The following is a 25,558-nucleotide window of genomic DNA, read 5'->3' on the forward strand; positions in this document are numbered from 1 at the left end:
CTCCTTATCTTGAATATCCAGTTTTTATTGGCTTAGGTGTTGAAATAATAAGATGTTGGTCTGCCCATTCTTTTGACGCTCCAGTTTGTTCAACAATCTTGTCTTTTATCTGCTGTTCTACATCAGTTACAGAAGATTCTTTTACATTGTCTTTAAGTTGGTAGCCATTCAGTTTTAGAACTTCATTTGAAAAGGCTTGCTCTACAGGGAATGTTCCATACTTTGATTCAATCATCTTAGTGTCTATATTGTAGACAACATAACCTGCTGAACTTTCATCAAGATTCCATTCTTTAAGCAGAGCCTTACCTTTGTTTTGTGCTTCTGAAAGAGTTGTATATTCTGGTTGCTCGTCAAATCCGTTTCCATCGCTATCATAAGTAATTAGTTGATGAACTTTTTTCTGTTCGGTAACAGATTGCACTTGAAGTTCTTCCTCGTTAAAAAGCCAGCCTTGTGTGTCTTGTTGAACTTTGATTTTAACTTCAACAGGCTCTTTTGAAGATTTTGCAATTTCTGTAATCTTGTCCGCAACTTCTTGAACGACTGCCTGAACTTTTGCCTTTTGCTCTGCTTCTCTTACTACAGGTTCAAGACTTTCAAGTTCACCGTCTAACCATTCATAGTAGGCTTTATAACCAGCGGCAGAATAGTTCTTCTTTTCTTCCGTTGTAATTTCGCCTTTCTCCCACTTCTTTGAAAGCATTTCTTCAAATCTTTCTTTGCGGATTTCCGGCTCTACTTCTTTCATTGCTCGCAAGTTGTTTTGAATGTCAGAAGTAAAACTTTCTATCTGCTTTTCTACTGGAGGAAGAAGAATTTTCTGCTCGTTCATTTTGAGCGTTTCTCTTTCAAGAATTTTAGGCAATTCTTCTTTCTTTGTTTTTAGCAAAGATTCAAGCTCGTGTTTTTTACTGTTAAGGGACGGAACAAAATTGTTCAAGTCCTCTTCAGATTTGATTCCCCAAGAATTGAATTTTTTTGCAATAGTTTCCAACTGACGCTCATAACTTTCTCTATACTTGAGTTTGTCTTTAAGGTCTAGTTTGCACCATTCAGGAATTTCCAAATCTCTTGACTTGTAATCATCAATGCTTTTTTCCAAGCGTTTAATATCGATATTTGTTTCTTCAAGATTATCTTTGAGATTTTTACGCTTTTCATAAACTTCGTCATAAGATTTCAATCGGCTTTCAATTTTGTTCAGTTCGTTTTGAATTGAATTAGTTCCTTCAAATTTAAAAATGATGTTGCCATTTGAATCTTTTTCTTCAATTCCTTGTTCCAAAATCATCTTTGCCCTTTTTTGTGGGTCTTTAATCAAGTCAAACTTCAAGTCTTCCGGATTTATGTTTTCAATATTTAGAGTATCGCCGTCTTTGTAAGTCCAAAGCTCGTTTATTCGTCTTCGCTTTTCATCGTGCTTCTGGTATAAAACAGAATCAATACTGTCATTCATTACAGGATAGCAGCAATGAGTATGTCCCTGCATATTTCCCTGTCGCCAAATACGACCTTCCGCCTGTATTGTTTCAGAAGGATTCCAGCCAAGAGAACAGTTATACATAACAAATGAATTTCCGTTAAGGTCTATTCCTTCACTTGTGTTTTTTCCACCGATAAGGATTTTGCATTTTTCGTTTGGGTCATTAAACTTGCTTGTTACCTTGTATTTCTTATCAGTTGAATTGTTTATTTCACCGTTGATAATTTCAACCGCTTCTTTTGAAATTCCGTGTTCAACAAGATAATCATTAATCATTCCATGAGCTTCTTTACCAAAAGGCAGATACAAGAACTGTCCTTTTTCGGGATTTTTCTTGTAGAGTTCAATTATAGAATCGCAAACAAACTTTAGTTTTGGCGAGGTTTCAACAAGGTCTTTCATTGAAGGAAGTTTTATTTCAAACTCTGAATAGCGTGCTTCGTCCGCAAGAGCCGGAGCGACAAGCGCAAGTCTCATTGCGTTCATAGATGTTATGACAGCTGCGGTGTTTCCTTCTTTTACTTTGCTCATTTTGATAGTGTCTATTTCCATCATCTTTTTCTGCAAATCAGACATTTCTATCTGCTGAACATGAGTGAACTTTTTAGGACGGATAATTTCTTTTAGTTCCTCTCCGTCAACCTTATCAATAAATTCTGTAAGAATTTTCTGCAATGCAGGAAGTTCTTTCCAGTCTTTCATTACCTGCTTTTGGTCAATTTCGCCTTTAGAATTTACTCCAAGTTCAAGTTTTGTATGAGCAAACTCGTTGCAGAAATCTCGCAAAGAATACAAACCTGCATCTAAAAGACGTTTACGACCAACATAAGAAAGCATTGAATATACTTCTAGCGGTGAATTAGTAAACGGAGTTGCCGTTAGCAAGAATACATTACGGTCTTCGTTCTGCCGTTGTGTTAGTTGCGTCATCGCATAAAGTTTTACAGCTCGTGCGCTAGGCTTACCAGAAGGAATACCTGCAAACTCATTTGACTGTCCTTTTGTTTTAGGTTTTGGAACGGTCCACAAGTTCTTGAAGTTGTGGGCTTCATCTACAGTTATATTGTCCCAACCACAATCTTCAAAGAAAACAAAGTCATCATTTTTGACTTGTGATGCTGCGCCAATAACACCTTTAATCTTGTCTGCGTTCTTAGCGTTTTCAACTGCTGTTCCGTCCATATCTTCAGATAGGAGTTTTGAAAAATCATCGAACAATTCATTTTCGCAAGAAGAATCTGTAAATGTGATATTTTTCAATCCTTCATAAGTTACAAGAGAAATTGAGCATTCTGGAATATTGAGTTTGTGCGGATTTTCAGTATTTCTGAACTTTGCACTAGACGGCTTATTCAAGTTGTATAAATCGTTTACTTTGATATTTGGAAATAGTTCTGTAATATCTTTGAGCCACTTTGAATAAACAGCATTAGGAACTACAATAAGCGGTCTTGAACTTCTTCCAGTCTGAATCTGACTTACATTTGCGACAATTCCAGTTGCAGTTTTACCGACACCAACATCATAAGCTAACAAACCATTTCCTTTATTTGAAAGGAATGAAACACCTTTTATCTGCTGGTCGTAAAGTTTGAACTTTTCGTTGCCTTTTGTCCGGCTCATTCCAGAAATAAACAATGGAAGTTTTGAATAGTCGGGTATGATGTAAGAATTAAAGCGTCTGTTGTATTCAGCAACTACCTGTTCTCTGACTTTTTCGGAAAGACCTTCGTGCAAATATTTGTCAAAAAGTTTGTCGGCAGTCTCGCTTCTTGCCATTCTCTTTTCATCAGCTTCTTTTTTATGCTGCGCTTTTTCTGCTTTTATTTCGTCTTCGTCTTTTCGCCATGTTCCTAGAACTTTATCTGCCTTTACAGGCTTTTTGTCTATGTAGTCTACAATATCGTTCCAAGAAACATTTGGCGGAAAATCTTCTTCAGAAATATTGGCAGTTGCAAAATCTATTCCGCCTCTCCAGTAACGGCTATGGTCTGAATATGCGGATTGCAATGTGTGTCCGGCAGCCCAGAGAATAAAGGATTCTTGCAAGTTGATTTTTTCAATTTTGCCTTCTTCATTTATCTGCTCTATTTCAAATTCTTCTGCCAATGTTGTGTTTACACCAAAGTGCAATCTTTCCATTGGAATTAAAGGCGGTGTAACACTTTCAAGCTGTGCAAGGTTCTTTTTATAAAGTTCGAGTTTTGCGCTGTCAGTTTCTGTATTTATTTCATTCTGGTAGTGGACTTTCTTTTCTGCAATATCGCCAGATTCAAAAAGAACTTTGTGAGTAAACTTGCCTGGTTCAACTTCGACATAGTTAGGATTTGAATGAAGCTGATTGTCTTCTTCAAAAGAAAGTTTACTGCGATCAATAATTCCTTCCCAGTTTGTAGCCTTCCAAATCGGCAAATCTTCTTCTTTGAATTGCTTGCCATACAGTTTGTTGAAGTCTTCGGCAGTCATTACAGGTGATTTTGTAAGAACAGGCTTTTTCTGTTCGACTGGTTCTGATTGCAAAGAAGATCCTGGAGTAACAGAAGGTTTTATTTCTTCTTTTAGGCTATCATTTGCCCATTCAGAAACAACCTGATTCATCTGCTTGTCAAAAACATCATGTTCATTTATAAATTCCGGCAATTTAAGACCTGTGTTTTCCTCAAAGATTTCCTTGACAAGTTTTTTCTCTTCAAAGGAAATCCTGTCATTATTCAATGATAAATGGCTTCGGATAGTTCCAACATCAGCCAGCCGCCTTGTTTCCAATGCAGATGCAAGTTCCTGAGCAATTTTGCGAGCATATCCTTCTTTGTCTGAAAAAACAGGTTCAATATCAGCTTCGATATATTTCTCGTAAATCTGTTCTTTAAGAGGTTTTGATAAAACAGGAGAACGAGCCGCATTATAATTTACTCCAAGCTGTTCACCAATCTTTGCAAGTTCATCTTCGAGCGTTACACCTTCCGGCAAGTTTACACAGTTCTCCTCGCCAAATCTTCCACTGCGAGTTGATTCTACGCCGAGAATTTTTTCCGGGTGTTGTTTGAAGAATTGGTCATTATTGAAATAAGAAAGATGTTCTCTCCATTCAAGTCCAAAGAGGTCTGCATCCCAGTCGCTTTCACCTCGCGTTTCTTTCTTCAACAGAACAATATCCGTTCCAACATCTGTTGAATCAAAAGCACCATTCGGCAAGCGGTAAGCGTCAATCAAAGTTCCTTTACTTGCGATAAGCTCCTTTATTTTATCATTGCCACTTCTAAGCCAGCCAGAAGGAACTATAAAAGCAAGAAGCGAATTCTCGTCTTTAAGAGAATCAAGTCCTTTTTCTATGAAGTATTCTTCTATGCGGTTATGATTTTTTCCTTCGCCACGACCTTTCCATTCATTTGAATAAGTGCCATAAGGCGGATTGCCAATTACAAGGTCATATTTTATAAGCTCTGTATTTTGATTGTAAACTCTACCTGTTTTATCAAAGAATTGCGCCTGGAACGCTCCTTGAATTACTTCTGCTTCTGGGTGTAAGATTTTTGCGATGCGCGCGGAAGTTTCGTCAAGTTCACGCAAAGTAAATTCATTTTGCGGTCTGTTTTCTGCAAAGCGACCAATTCCACTGGAAGGCTCTAAAACTGTTTTTGCGTTAGGTGCATAGTGGTCTGCAAGCTGCCAGACAGCATTTACAATATTTCTTGGAGTGTAGAAAGCATTTAGAACTTCTGCGTTTGTGCGACCATCTTCATTAAGTCCGCCACCACCTTCATATTGTGAGAGAAGATTAAGATATTCCTTGTTTGCAGAAATTTCTTCGTCCGTGTGGTTTGCAAGAAGTTCTTTTACCTGCGAGCGAATATCGCGCGGAGTTAAGTTTGTATTTTGTTCAATTTCTTCATGATAAAGTTCCGGCATAATCACTGTGTCTGGATTTACAATTCCCATTGCAAGGTCATATTCTTCTTTTGAGACTGTATGTATTCCAGCTTCAAGCTGCTCTTTTGCGTAGTCGCAAAGTTCTTTTAATGATTCATTTCCATTTAATGTTACACCGCCGATTTCAAGTTGCTCTTTCATATCTTCAATAAAGTGGTCGTTGATGTATATATCCATTCGGTCAAAGATTTGTTCGGCAGAGTTAAACTTCAAATCGTCTTCTGGATTGTCGTTTTCCTGTCTGTTGTCAAGGTATTCGTTTCGTTGGGTGTCGTAGACTTTCATTGTTCCGTCATTCTGAACTTCAATATTGAAATCCATGACATTTAGGATTTCTTCGAGTTCTACAGGGGAAGCAGTTATTTCTTCTTTCTTAAATTGAGCTTGCACCAAAGAAATATTTCTACCGTTCATCAAGTCTTTCATTGGCATGGAAATAAAGTCGGTAAAATTTATTCTATCTAATGTATGTTGATTTACTTTTCCATAACCAAACGCTTTTTCATTGATAAAAAAATTCTTGTGTAGATAATCCCAGGTTTCATTATCCCAATCAATCACAGTGTCCTTTGTAAATTCACCGTTTTCCTTTGCGATTCGGTCAAGAACCTGCTGTGCAATCTTTCCGCAGATACGAGTGTGGCACTCGCTTAAAACAAGGTCGTCATCATCTGCTATGTCCTGATAGTTCGGGTCTGCTTTTACTTCGTTCCAAAGGTTTGTATGCTTGAAAATCTCCTTGCCCTTTTCCCAAAGCTCCGGATTTGTCCGTTGTGTGTAGGCATCCCAGAGGTGGGTGTATTCGTGGACAGCCGCTTCTGCGGTCATGATGTCAGGGTTCAGGTAGATTTTGCCGTTGTGGGTAAAGCCGTAGGTCTGGTTGTCTTGGATGAAGAATTGTTGCTTATCACTTGCTTTTTCTGTGGATAGTGATAAGATATTCATAGAAGCGTAAGCAGCTCCCACTTGAGCGTAAATTCCGAGAAACTCAGGTGCATATCTATAGTTGGCGATTACCGCAGCTATGGTTTCTGCCGCTTCCATTTTTGTTTCATCTACGTCAAATCCTGTAACAACATAAAATCCACGTTCATCTTTGTTTACAACAGTTTTTATTCCATTCCTAAAGATGCCATAGCTACCGTTAAGTTCTTTTAGTGCTGGAGATTTGTCGATGTTGTTTATTGCACAAAACATTATTGCACTTGTCTCCAATAAAGCCTTTTCTTCGCTTGCTTTATCGTGCTCAGCAAGTTTGTTCATTCGTCTGTGGATTATATGAGTAAGCCCTTTGGCGGCAATTCCATTTTCTGTTCCCCTGCGAACTCGAACAGCGCCTAATGTTTCATTTTCTCGTAAAAACGATTCACCTTCTTCAAGTGCGTTTATAATATCGGACATTAAGGATGTGTCTTTGTTTAAATCAAAATCAAGTTTCACAAAACCTTTTAGTAAGTCTTTATTCTTTTCCCGGAATTCTTCAACTTCCTTATCAAAATGCTCCTTATTTTTTGTTTCTGTATTGAAGGAAACAATTCCCGAATCTTGATAAGGCATACAAAAGCAGCCCTTTTCGACAGAATAGAAAATGCTTGCAACAGTTTTTGCAGCATCATAAAAGTTGTCATGGGTGTAATTTTGTCCATTAGCAGGCTTATGAAGAACTGCACCTTTGAAAGACAAGTTTTCTTCTACAAATTTTATCTCTTCATTGTCCTTGAAATTTCGGACAGGAATGAAATGTAAACTTTCATATTCAAAGACTGTCGGCTCGAAAGTATTTTTAAAAGCTTTCGATGATTGAACAGTATTTTTTAGTGCTTTTTCATGTTGTTCAGCCTTTAGGCTTTCTGAGTTCAAATTTTTCAAATAGAACTCTTCAAGTTTTTCATCCAAGAGAACCGACAAATCTTTTTCAAAAGCACTATACAAGGTATAGCCTTTATATTTTTCGATACTACAATTCTCAACATTATTCCAACTTTCTTGGATGCCGTTGCCGTGCATGTAAATGGATATTTTGTTCTCTTTGCTATCTAGTTTTACGCTAAGGCTTCGATTATAATATCCTTCATCTATCAAATGAAAAGGTTTGTCGTATGGTAGAAGATTTTCTTTTTTAAGTTCGTCTAGGTGGGCATGGAATTTCTCAATATTATTCCGGCAAATGTCCGCAAGTTGTCTGTTGACATTTTTTTGAAGTTCATCTTTTTTATTTTGAATTTCTTCATTTTTTTGTGCAAGTTCTTTCAAATGTTCAAGGCTTACAGCCATCTTCTGCAAGACTTTCTCGTTTTCCAAAATGCGGTTGAATTCTCCCTTGTCCTGCACAACTTCAATACCGGCTGCAGAAAGTTTATCGAGAACAAAGTTTAAAGATTTGTTTTGTTCAACTTCTTCTGTCTGTTCTTTACCGTTGTTTTCCTCAAGTTCTTTTGGAACTGCAATGTCATACCCAGCTTTTTGGAATGTATCTACAAGTTCATTCACCGCATGAATAAGCAATGGGTCGTTTCTTGTTGTTGCCTGGTCTGCTTGTAAGAATGTATCGTCAATATAAATTTCATTGCCGTTATCACGAGTTGAAAGAACATACATTCCGTTTCCATTTGTATCAAGAACAAAGTTAGAAGGAATATAGACACCAATATTGGCACTTCCATTCTTACCATCATGCTGTTCAAATTCTTTCAACGCTTCTTGTGCTGTAAGATTTGTAATTGGCTCAAAATCCGCAAACTGTTCAAACTCTGCTGAATCCTGAACATAGAAAGAATATGATGGTTGTGTATTTTCGTTTTCAGCTGGATTTTCCTGCAATGCAGTTTTTTGCTGCTCGTTGTTCAATCTTTCATCATAGTTTTTCATTTCTTCGTTGAGGTCAAATTTCCATTCGCTTTCAGGAAGTAGTTCAAATCTTAATTCCGGGTAATTTTTGCAGATAGCGTGTTCCATTGACTGTGTATCATCAATGTAAAGGTCTATTTTTGTTTCAATCATTCCGCCGATTTTAAGGCTAGTTATTTCATCTAAATTGATATAGCCGAATTCAGCCATTTCGGTATCGCCATTCAATACGGCAAAACCAAAACCGATATTGTCATCGTCAATTTCTGAAATATACCAATCACTGTTTCCGATGTAGTAATGGACAAAGCCCTTGTCGTGCAGTTCTGTTTCTTCGTTGTAAGATTTTCCGTTTGCGTTTTGACGGAGTTTCCTTCCCATATGTGCAATATGCTTGATACGCTCTTTGTAATGCTCCTGTTCTTCGCCATGAGTTGCGTAATCAAGCATTGTCGCATATTCCATTGGCGGAACAAGTTTTTTTGCAATATCAAGGTCTTCAATTTCCAATTCGACAGAATTTTGTTCATTGTTTTGGGTGGGGGGTGTCGAACTGATTTCTTCGTTTATTTCTTTTTCTTCTTCGTTCCAAACTTCGATTTTTGTTTCAACTTGATTGAAATATTCGCTTTCTGCCTGTTCCAGATTTGTATAATCGCCGTTGATAATGTCCCATGCCAACCTATGGGCAATTTCTTTTGGAGCGTCAAGATTGCTTTCGTCATTTGTAAGCTGGTGATTCAAGTTGAAGTCATTTACCAAAATCGCTGCGGCTTCTTTTGCCATCAAGTCCTGCAAGTCGGAAACATCAGCTCCAGGTAAATGTTCAAGGTGTTGATTTCTTAATTCCTGTTCTGTATAGTCTGTTTTGAAAAACTCGTTGAATTGGTCGATTGTATTTATTTCAAAATAATTCCCCACTTCTTTTGCAGCTTCAAGTGCAAAGTCCATACCTTCTCTTAAATCTTCCGACATATCATGTTCGGCTTCCGGTGAAATATGCTCTTCCAGATTTTGTATATCATTTACAATTTCTTTATTGTTTTCGTTTATTTGCTCTTGAACTGTATTTTCCAATGAGTGCATGGCAACAGCAAAATCTTTTGCCTGTTCGTTTGAAACATCAATCTTACTTCCATCGTTGGAAATGACTTCTTTAATGGCGGCAATCTTGCGGTCAAGTTCCGCTCTTTGTTTTACCATTGCCACAAGTTCATCTATTGTTATTTCTTCGAGCTTGTTTTCCACTTGCTCTGTTGGAATAATTTTGAGTGATTCCAAGAATGATGAATTCTTTATCAAGTTTTCATCAAGAACTTCTTCGTTTTTGCTCTGTTCCCTCGCATATTGAATTTGAGGGTCTTCTATAGCCTGTCTTTCTTCTTCGTAGGCAGATTCAATGAGACTAACAAATTCAATTGATTTTTCATTCTGGTAGGCATACCACATCTGCTGTCTTTTGGACCATCTAAAGCCAGCGTCTTTGATTTCTTCAATTTGGTCTTCGGTCAGTTTCTTTTCGTAGCGGATTTCAATTCCATTCATTCTGTTGTTTATTGTTACTGAAAAATCGTTGTTCTTGTAATTTCTTAATTCTGCCATATTATTTGCTCTTGTTAGAAAGTCTTAAAATTAAAAAACTGGACGGAAACCGAAATTTCCGCCCAGTAAAAAGTGAAAAGGAATCAGCTTCTTTCAATTCCCTGTTCTTTTTTTTTCCCCTGTTCCTGTTTCTGCTGATGTTCCTGCTTTACTTCCGCATAAAGTTTCTGGTTGATTGCATTAGCCTTTGTATCAACCTTGAACATCAGCTCGCTATACTTGTCCACACCTTCTTTGCGGTCGGCAGGTTTTGAAAGCTGATTGTTGAGGACTTCAGTAAACTTTTCTATAAACGCTTTTGCAACTTTGGGACTTGCAGTTACGGTAGCGCCAGACTTGCAGGCTGCAATATAAGCGCCAAGATATTCTTCTGGTTCTGCAGATGTGATTTCGATTGTCTTGTCGAGTTTTCGTTCACCGTTTTTCTTTACCTTTTCTTCAACGGCTTTTGCGACAGCTTCTGGATTTGCAGTCTGTTCTGGAAAGAAGAACTGGCTTGTCCCTATTGTGTTTGTTTCTTTATCTTTTACATAATTGTAGAAGAAGCCTTTTTCGCCTTCCTTTACCTGTGTTCCGGCAGCATTTACAGTTTTGAAGGTTACTACAACATTTGATTTGTCGCCGTTTTCAACCTGCAATGGTAGAAGGTCCTTTGCGTTCAGACAGAATCCAGTGTTGCCATTGTAAATAGCCTTTGCGTCAATCTTTCCTGTCTGGTCTGGCAAGAAAGGCGCTGTGCCGTTTTTAATACCGGCTTTGATTACTTTTGCATTGTGGGCTGGAACAAAATATCCGTTGAACTGCTTTTCGGATACATCGTTGTTGAAAGGTTTGTTGGAATTTAAGGAACTCATAATTGTTTCTCCTTAAAAAGTTAAATTTTCTTAAGGAGAAACAAGTCTCCTTAAAATTTAATGCACTTGTCCCATCAGACTAGGAGTTCCGACTGACAAGATATTCAAGGGCATTAAAGGTAGTTTCTAACAGAAACTGGTTACGCAAATGGAAACGGAATTTTTTATTTGTATAACTAACAATATTATAATTGCATTTATTACATTATGCAATAGTAAGATTATATTTTTTACAATATTGATAATTTGAGGTTTTACAATTATATTTTATGTATGAGACACAATGTTTTGGTAAATGTGCCTATAAAAGATACAGTTTCATACACTCTCTTTGCACAGGGATTATTGTTAGATATTCCCAAAGACAACGAGCAAAAGGACAGTGTTGAATTTAAATTCCTTGGCGGAAGTGTATTCGCACTTTTCTACACTTTCGCAAATTTCCGCAGGGCATACTTGGCAACTGAATGGCAGAATAAAGAAGACGGAGAACCTTTTTATTTGCCAGGAATTGATGTTCCGCTATACGTTCTTTTTAAAGCAAAAGGAAGGAAAATTGACGAATTGAAACACGCTCTGCATATAATGACAAAAGAAGACCATTACGCTCCTTTCCGGCTTTCAATTGAATTTTGGAAGAAGCTGGCTGCACAGATAGAGTTTTACGGAAGCAACAAAGAGGATATTTTTTGGCTTTACAATAAATACGCAAAAAAAGGAAAGAAACTTGTATGAATGTTACGAAAGAATTGTTAGATGATTTCTCGGTAATTGGAATGTTTTTCAATCAAGGATAAAATGACATAAATTGTGTATTACGCAGATCTGATAAAAGAAATTATTTTTTTAGTTTTACAGGAAACTATAAATACTGGTTCAAGGACCTTTGCAACGATTTCGTGCCAACTTTTAGAGCCGATTAACTATATCTGGAAAGAAAGAGTAATCAATATATTGGAACAAAATCAAGTTGCCAAATAATATTTTTTACTTTATTATAAATGTATAAACTGTAATTATGCAGATTATGAAGTATTAGGTTTATGTTAAAGAGAATACCGGAGCGTATTACATACGCACAGAAAAAAATTATTGCGCTCATAGAAGACCGCAAACTCCGCCAGTGGTGTATTGATAACGATCTTGAACACTCTGCAATTTACAGAATCGGTATCGGAGAACAAAACCCGACTTACAAAACAATCTCGCTTATGGTTCATCTTATTCCGCCTATAGAGTGGCTTTTTTATACAGACGAGAAATTACCCTACAAGCCGCAGCTTTTACCGCAATGGGATTCCTCAAAAAAAAGCAAGTTCATCAAATCACACAAATATGACTACAAGGAACTTGTAAAACGATATGGAATCAACGAACTTTCCGCCTACAATATGTGCGTAGCGTTCAGGGCGATGCCGGGTGTCGCTTTTATTCGCGAGTGCTGCAAGGATACAAATCCAATAGATTTTTTTATAGACGGAGAAGAGCCTGCCGAGCCTAAGAAATTTTCTCCAGACCGTGGCGACATAATCAACATAAGCGGAAATATTGTTCTTGTTCTCTCAAAAAAGCAGGGGATTGAAAATACAAATTATATTACCTGCGTTCCCATTGTTGCAAAAACAAAAGACGGCATAGAGCTTTCCGACACAAAGACAAAAGGTTTTGCGGTTGCAAAAAATCTCACCACTTACCTTTTGTCTTCAAAATGCCAGGCGAATTATATTGAAACAGTTTCCAAAGAAATTATTGCAACTGTCTTGGAAGAAGCAAGAAATGTATTGAGATAAAATTTAGTAAGGAGATTTTTGTTATGGGATTTCTAAGCGATTATACAAGTGCAAAATTTTTAGGTGCCTCAACTGACGATGCTATGAAGTATGCTGCTGTGAAAAGTTTTTTATCTTCAGACCAACCTAATAACAATGCAACGCAAAACACAAATACAAATCATTATTACTATGATGACAAAAAAAAGCGTTCTGGTAAAAACGAGCAACAACAATTACCCAAAAAAACACAGCCTAAAGGTCCTGTATTACCCATTGTTGAAGAAGAATTGACGGAGCTTCAAAAACCTGTTGCATTTGATGACAAAAATCTTCCAATGGATTATATGAAGACAGAAGCAAAAAAAGAATTTCAAAAAGGAAAAGGTATTTTTAATGAACGATGCATAATAAAAATGAACGAAATACAAAAAAAGTATCTTGAAAACTACATAAATGAATTATTACATTGCAATACTATTCAAGAAATTCAAAAAATTCACTTGTTATACATATATTCAGGTCTTAGTTACTTAGATTATTTCACTTTATATACGAACAATATAAATCAGATAAAAATACACTTTCAACGTATTTTGACGATGAAGATAAATTATGTTTGAAGGAAAAGATTTTTCCCTTCAAGTGATATAACTTATTCAACTTGCCGAGTTCCGACATTAGGATCATCTGGCAGGTTGTTTTTCTTTGTTTCAGGTTTCGTATTCTGATTATTAAAATCAAATTCAGCAGGATTAACAGTTGATATATAGTTTTTATCTGAATCAACAGAATCCCTTCCGGCACGATTAACATCTATATTGCTTTGTGGCATATTATAACCGCGTCCTTGCATAAGCGTTTGTTTTGGATTGAGAATTGCTCCAGAATAATGTGCCATAAATCTACCCGCACTTCCTGCAACTCCGCCATGTTTTTTATATTCGGCTTTCTGCATTTCTTTAACTTCTGAAGAAGCCTTGTGTCCTGCACTATTAAGTTTTTCTTTGATTTCTCCTCTGTTTTCACCGCTGCGTCTTTCTTTATTCCAATCCATTTGCAATCGCTTTTGCTCTGATTTTGAAGAGCCATATCCATTATTCTTTCCCCACTCATCCCTTAGTTCTGCATTTTTCTTTTGTCTTGCGGCAGTAGAAGCACCAGACCTCTCGCTCCAATCATGAGCTTTCTTTTGAGCCAATGCTTTTAGAGGTGATAAAGCAGTTCCGGCAGTATTCTTTGCCATCATTGCTCCTGTTCCAAGAGTTGCCGCTGCTTGCATAAGTTCACCCATAGAAAGTTGCGGTTGTCCAGTAAGAAATGTCATAGCTATTTTTGGTGCATTACTTGTAAGAACAAATGATAGTAAAATTATAAAAATACCTTCTGCAAAAACAGGTAAACTCATGCTACCGCTAGAAGGTGAAATTTGTTGTGCTGCATATTTTAAGTTTAAGTTCAAAACAAACATCATACATATTGTAATTACAATAATTTTAATTACAAATCCAGTAAAAACATTGACAAGTTTCTTTGGAATTTCTTTTGTTCCGTCAAATAAATATAAAGGAACAAAGGCTGCTCCAAGTCCCTGAACAATAATATATTCCAATACGCACATTACATATTGGATAACACAAAATACCCCGGCCGCAATTAAACAAAATGCCAAGACATCAGCCATAATGCAATCGGCCAGATAATCAAAATCAAGATTAGTTATGGATATACCTTTCCTTTTTTGAACTTTGTATTTAATTTCACCGTCATCATTAGGTTCTTCAACAACTTCCATTCTGGCCTTTTCTTTGATAATTTGACCACTTAAGAGAAAGATACGAAGAATGGCCGCACCAGAAAGATAACTAGTTGCATTTGCAACTTCATTGCCGTTTTCGTCTTTGCTTTTTTTTGAAAGCCACATATTTACATCGGGTTTATCTACAACATAGGCTTCTGTAATATTCGCACTTCGTTCGCCTTTTGTATTCCGCATTATCAATACTTCGTTCAATGCGTTCAATGTTTTCTGCCCATAAATAGTGTTTTCTTCTTTAGGTCTTGTTTTTTTATATGCTTCAACTTTTTTATTGGCAGCTTTAATTTCTTTGCTTGTAGAAAGAGGGTTCATTTCAATTTCAAGTTCTGCTTCCTCAAGGTCTTTCAAACCCTTTTCCCATTGTTTTTGAAATTCCAGTTCTTTTTCAATTCTGGATTTTAGACTTACGAAATTTTTAACAATAGTAGTTTTTCCTTCACCGGCATTAGTTCCAATGTTGTTTGCAATAGCGGAAATTGCATTTGTTCCCACAACGTAGAAATTCAAGAGCAAAACAAAAACAAACCATTTTGAAAGCATACTCCACCAAGCGTCTCGCATAGTTATTCTTGAATTGATAAGCTTTACAGAAGTCCAGATTATTCCAAGCAATCCGAAGAAATTGCCATAAGCAAGTGCAAACTTGAAGAAGTAGACCAATACACCTTGGAAATAATCTATCGCTTCGATTATTGGTGAGTCTATAAAATCCATAAAATAAACTCCTTGTTAATTACTTTCTGCTTTTGAATGTCCGCCGACAAAACTTGCAGGCAAATCATTTTGATTAATATCATTTGTTTTTTTTGCTTGACCTCTTTGACTGGCTTCAATTTCTTTCTGCTGTTCTTCTGCTATCAGTTTCTGACCAATCATAGCGCAAGCGTCTTCTATCGCTTCGCGGAGTGATTCATTGTCATCGAGCATAAGTTTCTGCATCATAAGGATTGCTTCTTGCAACGCCCCTTCAGGAATCGTTCCGTCTGAAGTTTTTTCTTTTAAGGCAGCCTGAATAATCGGGTCGAGCATTGCGGCTTTTTGTTCCCTAACTAGTTTTCTAGCCTCTTCAGTTGTTTTCGCGATATTCTTTGAAGCTGCATTTCTAATCTGCTTTGAGGTCTGTGCCACAAGATAATAGTTTCTAGGCGAGATACCGTATTTTGCCCATATTGCCATTTCCTGTTCTTCAGATAAATTTCCTGCTGCACTGGCTGCAGCTTGCAACATATTTGTCTTCATGTAGCCGTAAACATCTGTTACGCAGGAAGCAAAACTTTTTCCGTCATCACCTGCGCCGCATAAATCTGCAAGCGAATACGAAGCACCGTCTGTCTGTATGATTGTTGTATTCAAGGTATCTTTTATTGCATTTGCTTGAGATAAAAGTCGGTTAACTCTTTTGTTAGCATTTCTGATGTCATCTCGGATGTCAAAATCGCCATCAAAGCGGATATTTTCCCAGTCAATTCCTTTTGCATTTTCAATAGCCTGATTTATAGCCTTATATTGGTTTTCAATCTGCGTAATGGTGTTCATAACCATGTCGTAGTTTGAATAAAGCTGGTCGATTGCCGTCAGCCAGTTTGAGACAAGAGGGATATTGTTTATAGGATCATGAAATATTCCTACTGTTTGGGCAAAGCAAGAGAAAGCGGAATTAAATGCGATAATACCAACAATCAAAAGTGTTTTAATTTTTTTCATAAAATTTTCTCCTTACAATAATTTAATATGCTCCCAGCATTTCCTGATACTTTTCGTAGTCAAGCAAATGCGGGTCTTTTCCTATATTGATATACTTCTGCCTTGTCGCTTCCAGGATTTCAAAGGCAAGTTCTTTTGTTGTGTTCTTGCCGTATTGTGCTTCTACATGGTCGAGCAGTTCGTGGTCGCTGGAAATCAAGGCAAGTTGAAAATCGTCAAGGTCAAGTGAGAACATTCTGCAGCCAAGCGGATTTTTGAAGTAATAGTCGTGCTTCATCTGAGCGTTGGACAGGGCGACAATTTCAGAATCCGTTAGTCCGAATTCAGAGTAGCTTCTTGCAAGTGCTGGGTTTTGAGCAGATTCGTCCGCAAGGTAGATTTTTGTAAGGCACTGCTGGTCTATCGTTTCTTTTAGAGATGACTTTGAAGCTGCACTTACTTCTTGCGTAGCGAAAATACAGAAGACTTTTTTCTTTCTTAAAGTTCTCAGCCATTCTTGAATGAAACTCGCGAAAATCGGGTGTTGCAAATATAACCACGCCTCATCTAGGAAAAGGAAAGTCAAAGGCTGCCTTTCGCCAGTAGGAACATTCCAGAGTTTTTCAAGATAGCGAAAGATGTAGAACAATGCCGGAGCAACCGCCTTTTCTGAAAGGCGCATAAGGCTTCCCATTTCTATAGTCATTCTTTTTGAAAGGTTCAAGGTTGTAGTGTCAGCGTCAAAAATGCTTCCGAACTGGCCGCCAGCACAATAAGGCTCTATTCCAAGACGGATTGTATTCTCTCCAGTTTTCGGGTCTTGATAAGTTACATACTGTTGGAAGGTGGTCAAGTCTTTTGTCGGTTTTTCAGAAACAAGACGCAGTGCTTCCGTAATCGTCTTGCTCATAGTCGCAGTGCAGTCAATATTCTGTTGTGCCAAAAGTCCTTCAATGAACTGCTGACACCACAAAAGGCTTTCGTTGTATTCTTCCGGCGAACATTCATCCGGACTTTTCAACTCACTTAAAGGTTGGAAGGCAACCTTGTCCTTGCCAGGTTCTACATAAACACCGCCAGAGCCTACCATAAAGGCGCGGCTTGAAAGTTGCTTGTCTATACAAATTACATTGGCATCTTTGTATTTTGTAGCCTGTGCCATAAGCAATGCAAGCAATGTAGACTTACCTGCTCCGATAGGTCCAAACACGAAAGTGTGTCCTACATCGCGGACATTCAGGTTCATAAAGAACGGTGTTCCGTAGCTTGTGGAGCAGATACAAAGAGGTGTCGAACTTCCGCAAGTTTCGAGGGTGAAATCATTCTCTGCGTTTCCCTGCCATGCGGAAGATAAAGGAATAATGTTTGAACATGTTTCCGATGAAATCAAAGGTCTTCTGTTGTTTGCATAGACATTTCCAGGCCACATCCCCTGCCAAGCCTGGAAGTTGTTCAACGTCTCTTCCTTCACACCAAAACCGCAACTTCTTATTATCTGCTGCAGTTTCCGACTTTTGATTTTCGCCCCCTCAAGTTTCTTGTCCCAGCACATAAGAGAGCTTGTGTAATAGCCAAGAACATAAGATTCCATAGTCAAGTCCTCGTTTATCTGACTTGCTTCCCCTGCCATCGCAAGCGCTCCCTGATTTTCCTTCCCGATAGAGGAACCAAGAAAATTTTCTGTCAAGGCTGTCATTGCAGATTTTCTTTTTGCAAGATATTTATTCTGATATTTGTCAGCTTCTTTAAGAGATGTATCGCGAGACAATGGAATAAATCTTGTAGTCCAGCGGTATTCCTGCATTGTCCTGTTCAATTTGTCAAATATTGCAGGATAGCTCATACTTGGAAAATCATTTACTGTCATAACGGGAACATAATATTCTCCGATTTTTAACGGCATTGAAGTCTGAACATCTTTTTCACAGATATAATTATCAAGAAAGAAAAATACATCATCGGGAAAAATAAGTTTTTCTTCTTCAAGCGATATGCAGGATTTTATGTAAGAAAACAATTCGCTTTTATCAAGATGATGAATCCAGAGCTTGTTTGTCATTGCTCCCATAATTTTGTCGCAATCATCAAGAAAACGGTTGCAGTTTTCCTGAACAGCTTTAAGGTCTCTTTTTTGTGCCCAATTCTTTTTTGTCTGTTTATTCTGTTTTATATTCTTTTTATTAATATCAGAATCCTTAAAGAATATCTCATTGCCTTTTTCTTCAAGGTCGTTAGGAAGCTGCCAGACAAAACTTATATAATATTTGGAAGTGTAATGCTCACCGAATTTTTCAAAGTTTTCTGCCCTGCGCTGGTCTATAAGCCAACCTGTAAGGTTGTCAAAAGTTCCGGCCGGATATTCTTTAGTTTTAATTCGTTTTACATCAAAGAAAATTGCCCAGCCTTCATTCTGTGCAAGTGTCATAATACTACGGTTAAAAAGAGCTGCAACAGCAGCAATATCATTCGCGGAAGAAGATTCCAAATCCGGATACTCTATTTGATATGTCGTCATCAATGCACCGTTTTTTAATAGACAAATATTTGATTCAAGAATAAAGGCATAAGGTGAAACATATTTCAGTTGGTTCAGAGGTTCTTTGAACTGGAACATATCAAGAAAAGGTATTTTCATTTTTAACTCCTATAGACTTCGGGAGTAAACAGACGCTCAAACAAAGCTTCAAGCAAATGCGGGTCTTTCCTAATTGAAATTTTTGCGATAATGAAAAGTGCAAAACCTGCAAACATACACCAGATACTTACAAGGCGCATAAGAACGATTGTGATTATTACAATTAAAACTACAGGTGCAATTCCGATTCCCAAGTCCACATCATCCTGAATAAGGCTTTTATGAATAGGGGTTGCATAGTTAAAAACACTGTCTTTTTCCATAAAAAACTCCCTGCAAAAAGGCGGAAGAAAATGTTTTCCGCCCTTCTGCAAAAATTAATTCAGTCAATATTCTGCTGTGCCATAAGCAATGCAAGCAATGTAGACATACCTGCTCCGGTAGGTCCAAACACGAAAGTGTGTCCTACATCACGGACATTCAGGTTCATAAAGAACGGTGTTCCGTAGTCCACATCATCCTGAATAAGGCTTTTGTGAATAGGGGTTGCATAGTTCAAAACGCTGTCTTTTTCCATAAAATGCTCCCTGCAAAAAGGCGGAAGAAAATGTTTTCCGCCCTTCTGCAAAAATTAATTTTTGCTGAATGAAAGGTCGGAAAGGAAGTAGTTGCAGATTCCGTTAGCGGAAAGAAGAACTACAGTTCCGACTACCCACGGAGAAAACTTGCCGATAATTGACTGTATATCCGCTCCCTGCTTTCCCATTAAAACAACACCAACTCCTTCAACTACTAGGGCAATTAAACACACCGCAGTAATCACACCTGATGAAAGAAATGAAGTTACTTTTTCAACTGCAGAATCAATTCCTGTTGCACTAGACCCATTGCCGGCAAAAATCGGAACTACTGCCATAACCATAATAAGAGCGAACATGAAAAACTTTTTCCATGCTAATACTGCTTTTTCTTTTTCAGAAATTACGTTGATTTCTCTCATAATTTTTTTATCTCCTATAAAAAAAATGTTACTGTTCCTTCGTAATTTTCTAATACTTCATTTGATAAAACTAATGCTTCAAATCGAAAATAATAGTTTCCCTTTTTTCCTCCTTCTTCAATTTTCAGCATTAAATAAGATGATTGGATTCAAGCTCTTTCATAAAGATAGAACTTGCCGCCTGATGAGTTTCCATAACTTCGTTTACCACAGGACCGTTTTTTGTCGGTATCATGTGGATAACGAGCTGGACACTTTGGGCAATATCAGGCAGTTCACCCAATATAACTTCACGCAAATATGTTCTGAGTTTTTCAATTGTAAGCAGTGCGCTATCAGAGTGGACAGTGGTAATACCTCCACGGTGTCCCGTATTCCACGCTTTAAGAAGCTCGTTTGTTGTTGAGCCATATCTTAACTCGCCGAATATAATCCTGTTCACATGGCAGCGGAGTGCAATTCTAACAGCCTTTACCGTATCTTCACCTTCCGCCCAGATTGGAACAAGGTCTTTTGCATTGCATTGGATTTCACCAGCGTCTTCTACGATGTAGAATCTGTCATCAGGAGTAAACTCCGCCATTTTTGCTATGATTGCATTGAGCATTGTTGTTTTTCCAGAACCCGTAGCACCGCCTAAAACTATGTTGCTCCTCATTTCAATATGCTTCATAATCAGGTTGTATTTATCTTTTGAAAGCCTTCCCTGTTGGATATAGTCTTCCAAAGTAAAAATCTTATTGCTTGGTCTGCGGATAAATATCATCGGACACTCTGCGCTTCTTGGCGGAAGAATACCTTCAAAGCGGATTTTGTAATTGGTAAGTTTAATTGTTCCTTCGACAATAGGATTTTTTTGATCAATAGTAACTCCCATTACCGCTGCACTTGCATAGATAATTCTTGTAGTTGTCGCCTCGTCAAAAATTATTCCGGTATAGTTTTTATCCATACCGATTCCCTCGACAATAAGCTCTCCACCGTGTCCAATGGCAATATCGGTAACATCGCGATTGTCTATGTAAGGCATAATGAGCTTCATATCATCTTCAAGATTTCTGAGCCACTTGTTCTGTTTTACAGTTTGGTTTATATCTTCTACTGAAACACTCATTTAATTCACTCCGGACTGTTCGTAAATATCAAGGACCATCGATTCAAATCTGCCCTTGTGATTCTTCATATTTTCAGACAAACGCTTCATCAAATCTTCATAGAACTTATCCTGCATTTCCTGAGTAAGCTGCTTATCGGAAAATGTCGCAGTGTATGCCTGAGCAAGCTGCAGAACAATCATAGACATAAGTTCAACCTTATTTTCCAGCATGGAGATTTTTCGCTTAGTCTGTATCATATTCTGCGTGAGAATCTTGCTGTCGCTCAAAGAGTCCTCAAAATACTGGCATATAATCTCGCGGACAACGGAAGAGACATCCATATTCTCGCGGAAGGCTTTTGAAACAAGCCGTTTTCCGATTTCGTCATTTACACGAGTATTTATAACTGTATTAAGTTTCGCCTTTGAACTTTTCATCCGTTTCTCCTATTCTGTAAATACGTCAAAATCAGCAGGTATTTCATTTTTAATGTCTATTCCCTGAACAACTTCCATAGGAGTTTTTTCACTTACCTTATGAACAATTCTATTGCTCGGCAATGTCTTCATGATTTTACGGATTTGCTCCATAGTAGGAACTGTCTGCCAGGCTTTGTCTTTGAATATTGGGTCTTCGTAATAAACAACTTTCTTTCCTTTGTATGGAGGATTGTTTTCTATCAAAACAAGGCAGCGTGAATAGTTAAGTTTCATTAATTCATCTGCGTTCATCAAAGAAACAGAAACTTCCTGACTTGAAAGATTTGCAGCACCCATTGAAGACATATTTGAAGACTTGTTATCAAGAAGAACAGAACGGTTGCCAAGGATTTCTGCAATTTGTTTTGCGTCCGCAGGTTCATTCGGTGCATAAATAATCTTAGTCTTGCAGTGTCCCATAAATGGGTGCTTGTCGCCATAAGTATCATTCATCTGCTGCAATGACTGGCTGATTAAAAAGAATGTTACACCATAACCACGAAGGACACCCATGTTTTCCGCAATTTCGGAATACTTGCCAAGTGTCGGAAACTCGTCCAAAAGGAACATACAAGGATTCTTGAGTTTTACACTTATAGCGTTTGTAGTTCCCGCAGAAAATTTTTTAATCATGAAAGTCATAATCATTCTGAATACAGGAGCGACACGTCCGATGTTTGAATAATCAACAATAAGGTAAAGGGAAATAGGATTTTTACCGTGAATAAAATCATCGATTGAAAAATCAGAATAAGAAGTTGCTTCGGCAATCAAAGGGTCAGAGAAAAGGTTTATTTCACTGAATACTGTTGAATAAACAGAACCTCTTTCCTTGTTCTGCATCGTCTTTGAACGGTTGGCGGCTTCCCTTACCTGTTCGTTTATAATGTCGCTTCCGTGGTCGGTTGTTGCCATTTCATAAAGCATTTTCAAACCGCAGCCAGCAGCTTCCTCATCAGATGATTCTTCTCCGATTGTTCCGGCATTGCTTGCCTGAGACATAAATGAAAGAATCTTTTTGAAGTTCTTGTCTTTTCTTGGAATATAACCAGGCGCTTTAGGGTCTTCAGGAGCGAATCGGACATGAAGAATAACACCTGTAAAAATATCTCTCGCACTGTTAATCCAAAAAGAATTGTCTCCCTGTGCCTTGTCGGCCGGAAATAAAATTGCTCCTATAGTGCTTGCCCATGAAAATGCAGTTTCAGGATTGTCAGGAATTTCAAGAAGCGGATTGTAATGGGCCGTTCCCTGATGTTCTGCGTCTACAAGTCTTAATGGAATAATTATAGAGAATTTTGATCGCCAGCCAGCCGTAGCGTCAAAGTTTTCCTGCTTTGGGTCATAGACAATAATCGACCTTTTTCCCTTTATAACTTTTTCATGCGGAAGAATAAAAGTAAAAAACTTCTGCAAATCTGGGTGGTTTTTCATTCCTTTTTTCACAAAAGCAAATTTTGATTCTCTTGCCCAGTAAGGAACTCCATAATTTATACAGGTGGGAATTACAACACTAACACCCTTACCGCTGCCGGTAGGAGCTATCATCCAAGTGTTCAAAGCTCCAGAATGGCAGATTATAGGCGCAGTCTTAGGGCCGCCCAGACCAAAAAGTCTTTTCCTGATATGAAGGATTATATTTGCTTTTTCCGGATCAGGATTCAATTCAGAATAAACATCGGCTTTTTCAAGTTCTCCGCAGACAACACCGTAACGCTGCAAGTGTCCGGCTTCTCTCAATACTTTTGTATCTGCCCAATCAGAAGTTCCATATATATGCTGATTTCTCTGATGGGTATTAAGAATTAATGCTGTAATAAAATAAATTACGAAGGCGATGCCGAACGACCAGATTGTTGGCGGAAAAGCCTTGAAGAAATAATCCGAATAAGTTTTGTTGAATGCGTATTTGAATGTTCCCATAAGGAACACACCAGGATTATAAAGCCTGTAACCGTTCTTTAAAACCAACAAGGGATTGCCCACTACTCTTGGGTCGTAATTCATTGAGCGAGCAAAAATCTGTGCCGATATAAAAAGCCCTGTTGCGACAATGCAAATCGGAATAAGCCAGTTCAAAAAGCGCAAGAGATAGTATTTTTTATAGCTTTCAGGGTCGGTTCTTATGAATTTATCTTTTTTATTAAACAAAACTTTCCTTCTTGGGCAGGCGGATAAGTTTTATAAGAATAATTATACAGTCAAATTGTATAAGTTTCAATAGTTTATTTGTATTATTAAACATTTATATTTCTTCCAAAATAACTTGATTTTAGAGTTGACAATATCAAATAACGGTAGTATATTATATGTATGGATGGACGAAATTGGGGTGGAAAAAGAAAAGGCGCAGGTCGCAAAAAAGGAGAAGTCGAATATCAGACATTTTCCGTGGTTCTGCCAAAAGAAGAGGTTGAACTTTTGCGCCGTGAAGCCAAAAGTCAGAAAATGACAGTAAGCAGGTTTATCAGCAAATATCTGCACCTTGCAGAAGCCGTTGAAATAGAAAAAGCCGGAAAGGAAGGAGTTCAAGAATTATGATTGTTTTATTGATAAGTTTAATGATTGCGTTTTGTATCGGTTGTGTTATGGGCCTTTTCCTGTTTGCCATTTTTACTATAGGTGTCGCCTTAAACGGATGGTGCACTCTACCTATTGCTAACTTTTCTACTCTTGAAACTTTTATAGAAATCTACATTATTCTTTTCCTGATTTTCAGAAAGATAAGGGACAATGTTGGATGGAAGGCTGCAAGGGTTGTTCAGATAGTCTTTTGGACTTTTGCCGGAATCACAGGCTTTATAACAATCCTTGTCGCTTATAAAGCTTTCAGATACGGCATAGACTCGCCGCGTTTTGTTTATACTCTGGTTGACGGCATTCCGGTATTGGACTGGATTGAAAACGGAATCATTCAGCTGTGGTTCAAGATTCAGTCTTTTTTCGACAAGATTGTTCAGGCTGTAGATAATTTTGCTGGTGATATTTAATCACAAAAAAAATATAAGGAGATGCTATTATGGCTGAAGTTGAAACAGATTATCTTTCCCTGGTCAGGGAAGAATTTGTTGCTCGCGGCGTAAAGCATGGCGGACAGGTTTCGTTCGTCAAGGTCAAAAAGGAAATCAACAGGGACAATTTTGACAAGGAATTCGTCGATAACATTATCCCTGATGACAACCTTCCTTTTACAGACAAGGAAAACTTGGTTCTGAACGGAGAAACGGCATGGCTTCCCATTAACGCTCAGAAGTATCCTGGTATCTGCAAGAGCATGACAGCAAACCAGGCTGGCTACTTTGCAATCCGCAAGTGCAAGCAGCAGGGGTGGGACTTTTTGGAAGACTGGCAATGCGTCCTTTCAAACCTTGAAATGGACTTATAAAAAAAGTATAATTAACACATCAAATCCATACACCTTGTATGGTCGGCTATAACAACCGTAAATCCAGCACCGTCAAAATCCGGCGGATAGTGGGCTTCTAAAAGCCTTCGTGGTGCATCCGGAAAATAAACAACAAAAACTATGCAGTAAAAAGATTGTCTAAATACTTTTTTTTGTATAGTAAAGAAATTAAAAGATTTTTCTGGAGGAAGAATTATGTTTAAATCAAAATTTGCAAAAGAGATGTTTTCTCTTTTCTGTCTGGCAAGTATTCTGCTTGCAATTTCCTGCACACAGCCTACTTCTGGCGGCAGTTCCGGCAGCAACAACAATTCCAGTGAGACGATTGCCGCAGGTTGGTATGCATACACGACAAACGCAAATTCGGCTATGCCACAGACAACGTATCTTTACATCAAGGTTGACGGAAGCGTGGAAAGAGCCGGAAGTTCAAGTTATGAGTATAAAGACAGCCAATTGAAAATGATTCAACAGCAGCTTTCTTATTCAACCTGCAAAAAAAACGCTGACGGAACAAATATTACTTTTGCTTCGTGCGATGCTCCTTCCTGGGCAACTGATTCTGAAAAAAACGGCGGAAAGGACAATCCAAAAGGAAATATATGTCCTTACGCTCCAGGAGAATATCTTGACTGTGCAAAAGACACTGCCATTGACGAATCTCATTTATATGATAACCTTTATGGCTCAAACTATTATTTAAAAGAAGTGACCTGGCCAATAAATAAGAATATTCAATTATGGAGTGCAAAGGAACTGCAATATACTGATTCTTGTTCTGACAGTTTTGGCTATATTAATTTTAATAATGTTTTTGTTATTGGAAAAGATATGACGGTCGGAGAAACCATTAGAATTTGTATGATGGATTCAGCTTACATAAATTATGTTGTAAAAATTACTTTTACGAAAGCTGTTCCCACAGGCGGCGGAAATATTTACCGGAACAAAATATAAAGTAACGGATTTTACAAAACTTCCTTATTGGTGTTTTAAATAAGTAAAAAGGGC

At 37.8% G+C, this 25,558-nt stretch carries 18 protein-coding genes; 7 read left to right on the forward strand and 11 right to left on the reverse strand.

Features of this window, described 5'->3' with window-relative positions:
* Nucleotides 1–4: 4 nt before the first annotated feature.
* Both H9I37_RS06225 and H9I37_RS06230 read right to left on the reverse strand, forming a co-directional pair.
* The gene (locus tag H9I37_RS06225) at nt 5–9,865 is read right to left on the reverse strand and encodes an SNF2-related protein (protein WP_187381588.1); all 9,861 of its coding nucleotides are present in this window, start codon (nt 9,863–9,865) and stop codon (nt 5–7) included.
* A gap of 83 nt (nt 9,866–9,948) precedes the next feature.
* A complete protein-coding gene (locus H9I37_RS06230; RefSeq protein ID WP_187381589.1) occupies nt 9,949–10,719 on the reverse strand; it encodes an ArdC-like ssDNA-binding domain-containing protein in 771 nt (256 codons plus the stop codon).
* 273 nt (nt 10,720–10,992) lie between these two features.
* Here H9I37_RS06230 and H9I37_RS06235 point away from each other — a divergent pair, with 273 nt between their 5' ends.
* The 3 genes from H9I37_RS06235 (at nt 10,993) to H9I37_RS06245 (ending at nt 13,111) form a co-directional block, all read left to right on the forward strand.
* Nucleotides 10,993–11,454 (forward strand): hypothetical protein, encoded by a 462-nt coding sequence (locus tag H9I37_RS06235; protein ID WP_187381590.1) that lies wholly within the window; start codon nt 10,993–10,995, stop codon nt 11,452–11,454.
* A 308-nt stretch (nt 11,455–11,762) separates the two neighbouring features.
* A complete protein-coding gene (locus H9I37_RS06240) occupies nt 11,763–12,509 on the forward strand; it encodes a hypothetical protein (protein ID WP_187381591.1) in 747 nt (248 codons plus the stop codon).
* 23 nt (nt 12,510–12,532) lie between these two features.
* Nucleotides 12,533–13,111, forward strand: coding sequence for a hypothetical protein (locus H9I37_RS06245; protein WP_187381592.1), 579 nt, complete (start codon nt 12,533–12,535; stop codon nt 13,109–13,111).
* Nucleotides 13,112–13,143: 32 nt separating this feature from the next.
* Here H9I37_RS06245 and H9I37_RS06250 read toward each other — a convergent pair whose 3' ends face one another.
* The 9 genes from H9I37_RS06250 to H9I37_RS06290 all read right to left on the reverse strand — a co-directional run bounded on the left by H9I37_RS06250 (nt 13,144) and on the right by H9I37_RS06290 (nt 23,292).
* The gene (locus H9I37_RS06250; protein ID WP_187381593.1) at nt 13,144–14,847 is read right to left on the reverse strand and encodes a hypothetical protein; all 1,704 of its coding nucleotides are present in this window, start codon (nt 14,845–14,847) and stop codon (nt 13,144–13,146) included.
* A 189-nt stretch (nt 14,848–15,036) separates the two neighbouring features.
* Entirely contained in the window at nt 15,037–16,011 is a 975-nt protein-coding gene (locus H9I37_RS06255; protein ID WP_187381594.1) for a hypothetical protein, read from the reverse strand.
* Nucleotides 16,012–16,033: 22 nt separating this feature from the next.
* Nucleotides 16,034–18,625, reverse strand: a complete 2,592-nt coding sequence (locus tag H9I37_RS06260; RefSeq protein ID WP_187381595.1) for a VirB4 family type IV secretion/conjugal transfer ATPase — start codon at nt 18,623–18,625, stop codon at nt 16,034–16,036.
* A gap of 2 nt (nt 18,626–18,627) precedes the next feature.
* Nucleotides 18,628–18,888 (reverse strand): VirB3 family type IV secretion system protein, encoded by a 261-nt coding sequence (locus H9I37_RS06265; protein WP_187381596.1) that lies wholly within the window; start codon nt 18,886–18,888, stop codon nt 18,628–18,630.
* A 59-nt stretch (nt 18,889–18,947) separates the two neighbouring features.
* Nucleotides 18,948–19,142: a hypothetical protein gene (locus tag H9I37_RS06270; protein WP_187382582.1), complete on the reverse strand. Its 195-nt coding sequence runs from the start codon at nt 19,140–19,142 to the stop codon at nt 18,948–18,950.
* 54 nt (nt 19,143–19,196) lie between these two features.
* Nucleotides 19,197–19,565, reverse strand: a complete 369-nt coding sequence (locus tag H9I37_RS06275) for a TrbC/VirB2 family protein (protein ID WP_187381597.1) — start codon at nt 19,563–19,565, stop codon at nt 19,197–19,199.
* A gap of 130 nt (nt 19,566–19,695) precedes the next feature.
* Complete coding sequence (locus H9I37_RS06280; protein ID WP_187381598.1) at nt 19,696–20,679, reverse strand: ATPase, T2SS/T4P/T4SS family; 984 nt, start codon at nt 20,677–20,679, stop codon at nt 19,696–19,698.
* Nucleotides 20,680–21,099 (reverse strand): hypothetical protein, encoded by a 420-nt coding sequence (locus H9I37_RS06285; RefSeq protein WP_187381599.1) that lies wholly within the window; start codon nt 21,097–21,099, stop codon nt 20,680–20,682.
* 9 nt (nt 21,100–21,108) lie between these two features.
* Nucleotides 21,109–23,292, reverse strand: a complete 2,184-nt coding sequence (locus H9I37_RS06290; protein WP_187381600.1) for a type IV secretory system conjugative DNA transfer family protein — start codon at nt 23,290–23,292, stop codon at nt 21,109–21,111.
* A 162-nt stretch (nt 23,293–23,454) separates the two neighbouring features.
* Between H9I37_RS06290 and H9I37_RS06295 the strand changes: the two genes are divergently transcribed.
* The 4 genes from H9I37_RS06295 (at nt 23,455) to H9I37_RS06310 (ending at nt 25,504) form a co-directional block, all read left to right on the forward strand.
* On the forward strand, nt 23,455–23,682 hold the full coding sequence (locus H9I37_RS06295; RefSeq protein ID WP_187381601.1) for a hypothetical protein: 228 nt from the start codon (nt 23,455–23,457) through the stop codon (nt 23,680–23,682).
* On the forward strand, nt 23,679–24,131 hold the full coding sequence (locus H9I37_RS06300; RefSeq protein WP_187381602.1) for a hypothetical protein: 453 nt from the start codon (nt 23,679–23,681) through the stop codon (nt 24,129–24,131). The genes H9I37_RS06295 and H9I37_RS06300 overlap by 4 nt, the downstream gene beginning before the upstream one ends.
* Before the next feature lie 29 nt (nt 24,132–24,160).
* Nucleotides 24,161–24,526, forward strand: a complete 366-nt coding sequence (locus H9I37_RS06305; protein ID WP_187381603.1) for a hypothetical protein — start codon at nt 24,161–24,163, stop codon at nt 24,524–24,526.
* A gap of 216 nt (nt 24,527–24,742) precedes the next feature.
* The gene (locus H9I37_RS06310; protein WP_187381604.1) at nt 24,743–25,504 is read left to right on the forward strand and encodes a hypothetical protein; all 762 of its coding nucleotides are present in this window, start codon (nt 24,743–24,745) and stop codon (nt 25,502–25,504) included.
* Nucleotides 25,505–25,558: the final 54 nt, after the last annotated feature.

Origin of the sequence: Treponema sp. Marseille-Q3903 (genome assembly GCF_014334335.1) — a bacterium.
Classification (GTDB): domain Bacteria; phylum Spirochaetota; class Spirochaetia; order Treponematales; family Treponemataceae; genus Treponema_D.

Excerpts from the sequence above, each read along its gene's own strand:
- H9I37_RS06250 (WP_187381593.1), bottom strand. The coding sequence starts at position 14,847 with ATGCTTTCAAAATGGTTTGTTTTTGTTTTGCTCTTGAATTTCTACGTT.
- H9I37_RS06235 (WP_187381590.1), top strand. The coding sequence starts at position 10,993 with ATGAGACACAATGTTTTGGTAAATGTGCCTATAAAAGATACAGTTTCA.
- H9I37_RS06255 (WP_187381594.1), bottom strand. The coding sequence starts at position 16,011 with ATGAAAAAAATTAAAACACTTTTGATTGTTGGTATTATCGCATTTAAT.
- H9I37_RS06260 (WP_187381595.1), bottom strand. The coding sequence starts at position 18,625 with ATGAAAATACCTTTTCTTGATATGTTCCAGTTCAAAGAACCTCTGAAC.
- H9I37_RS06265 (WP_187381596.1), bottom strand. The coding sequence starts at position 18,888 with ATGGAAAAAGACAGTGTTTTTAACTATGCAACCCCTATTCATAAAAGC.
- H9I37_RS06245 (WP_187381592.1), top strand. The coding sequence starts at position 12,533 with ATGGGATTTCTAAGCGATTATACAAGTGCAAAATTTTTAGGTGCCTCA.
- H9I37_RS06270 (WP_187382582.1), bottom strand. The coding sequence starts at position 19,142 with ATGGAAAAAGACAGCGTTTTGAACTATGCAACCCCTATTCACAAAAGC.
- H9I37_RS06225 (WP_187381588.1), bottom strand. The coding sequence starts at position 9,865 with ATGGCAGAATTAAGAAATTACAAGAACAACGATTTTTCAGTAACAATA.
- H9I37_RS06280 (WP_187381598.1), bottom strand. The coding sequence starts at position 20,679 with ATGAGTGTTTCAGTAGAAGATATAAACCAAACTGTAAAACAGAACAAG.
- H9I37_RS06240 (WP_187381591.1), top strand. The coding sequence starts at position 11,763 with ATGTTAAAGAGAATACCGGAGCGTATTACATACGCACAGAAAAAAATT.
- H9I37_RS06300 (WP_187381602.1), top strand. The coding sequence starts at position 23,679 with ATGATTGTTTTATTGATAAGTTTAATGATTGCGTTTTGTATCGGTTGT.
- H9I37_RS06230 (WP_187381589.1), bottom strand. The coding sequence starts at position 10,719 with ATGAGTTCCTTAAATTCCAACAAACCTTTCAACAACGATGTATCCGAA.
- H9I37_RS06305 (WP_187381603.1), top strand. The coding sequence starts at position 24,161 with ATGGCTGAAGTTGAAACAGATTATCTTTCCCTGGTCAGGGAAGAATTT.
- H9I37_RS06285 (WP_187381599.1), bottom strand. The coding sequence starts at position 21,099 with ATGAAAAGTTCAAAGGCGAAACTTAATACAGTTATAAATACTCGTGTA.
- H9I37_RS06310 (WP_187381604.1), top strand. The coding sequence starts at position 24,743 with ATGTTTAAATCAAAATTTGCAAAAGAGATGTTTTCTCTTTTCTGTCTG.
- H9I37_RS06275 (WP_187381597.1), bottom strand. The coding sequence starts at position 19,565 with ATGAGAGAAATCAACGTAATTTCTGAAAAAGAAAAAGCAGTATTAGCA.
- H9I37_RS06295 (WP_187381601.1), top strand. The coding sequence starts at position 23,455 with ATGGATGGACGAAATTGGGGTGGAAAAAGAAAAGGCGCAGGTCGCAAA.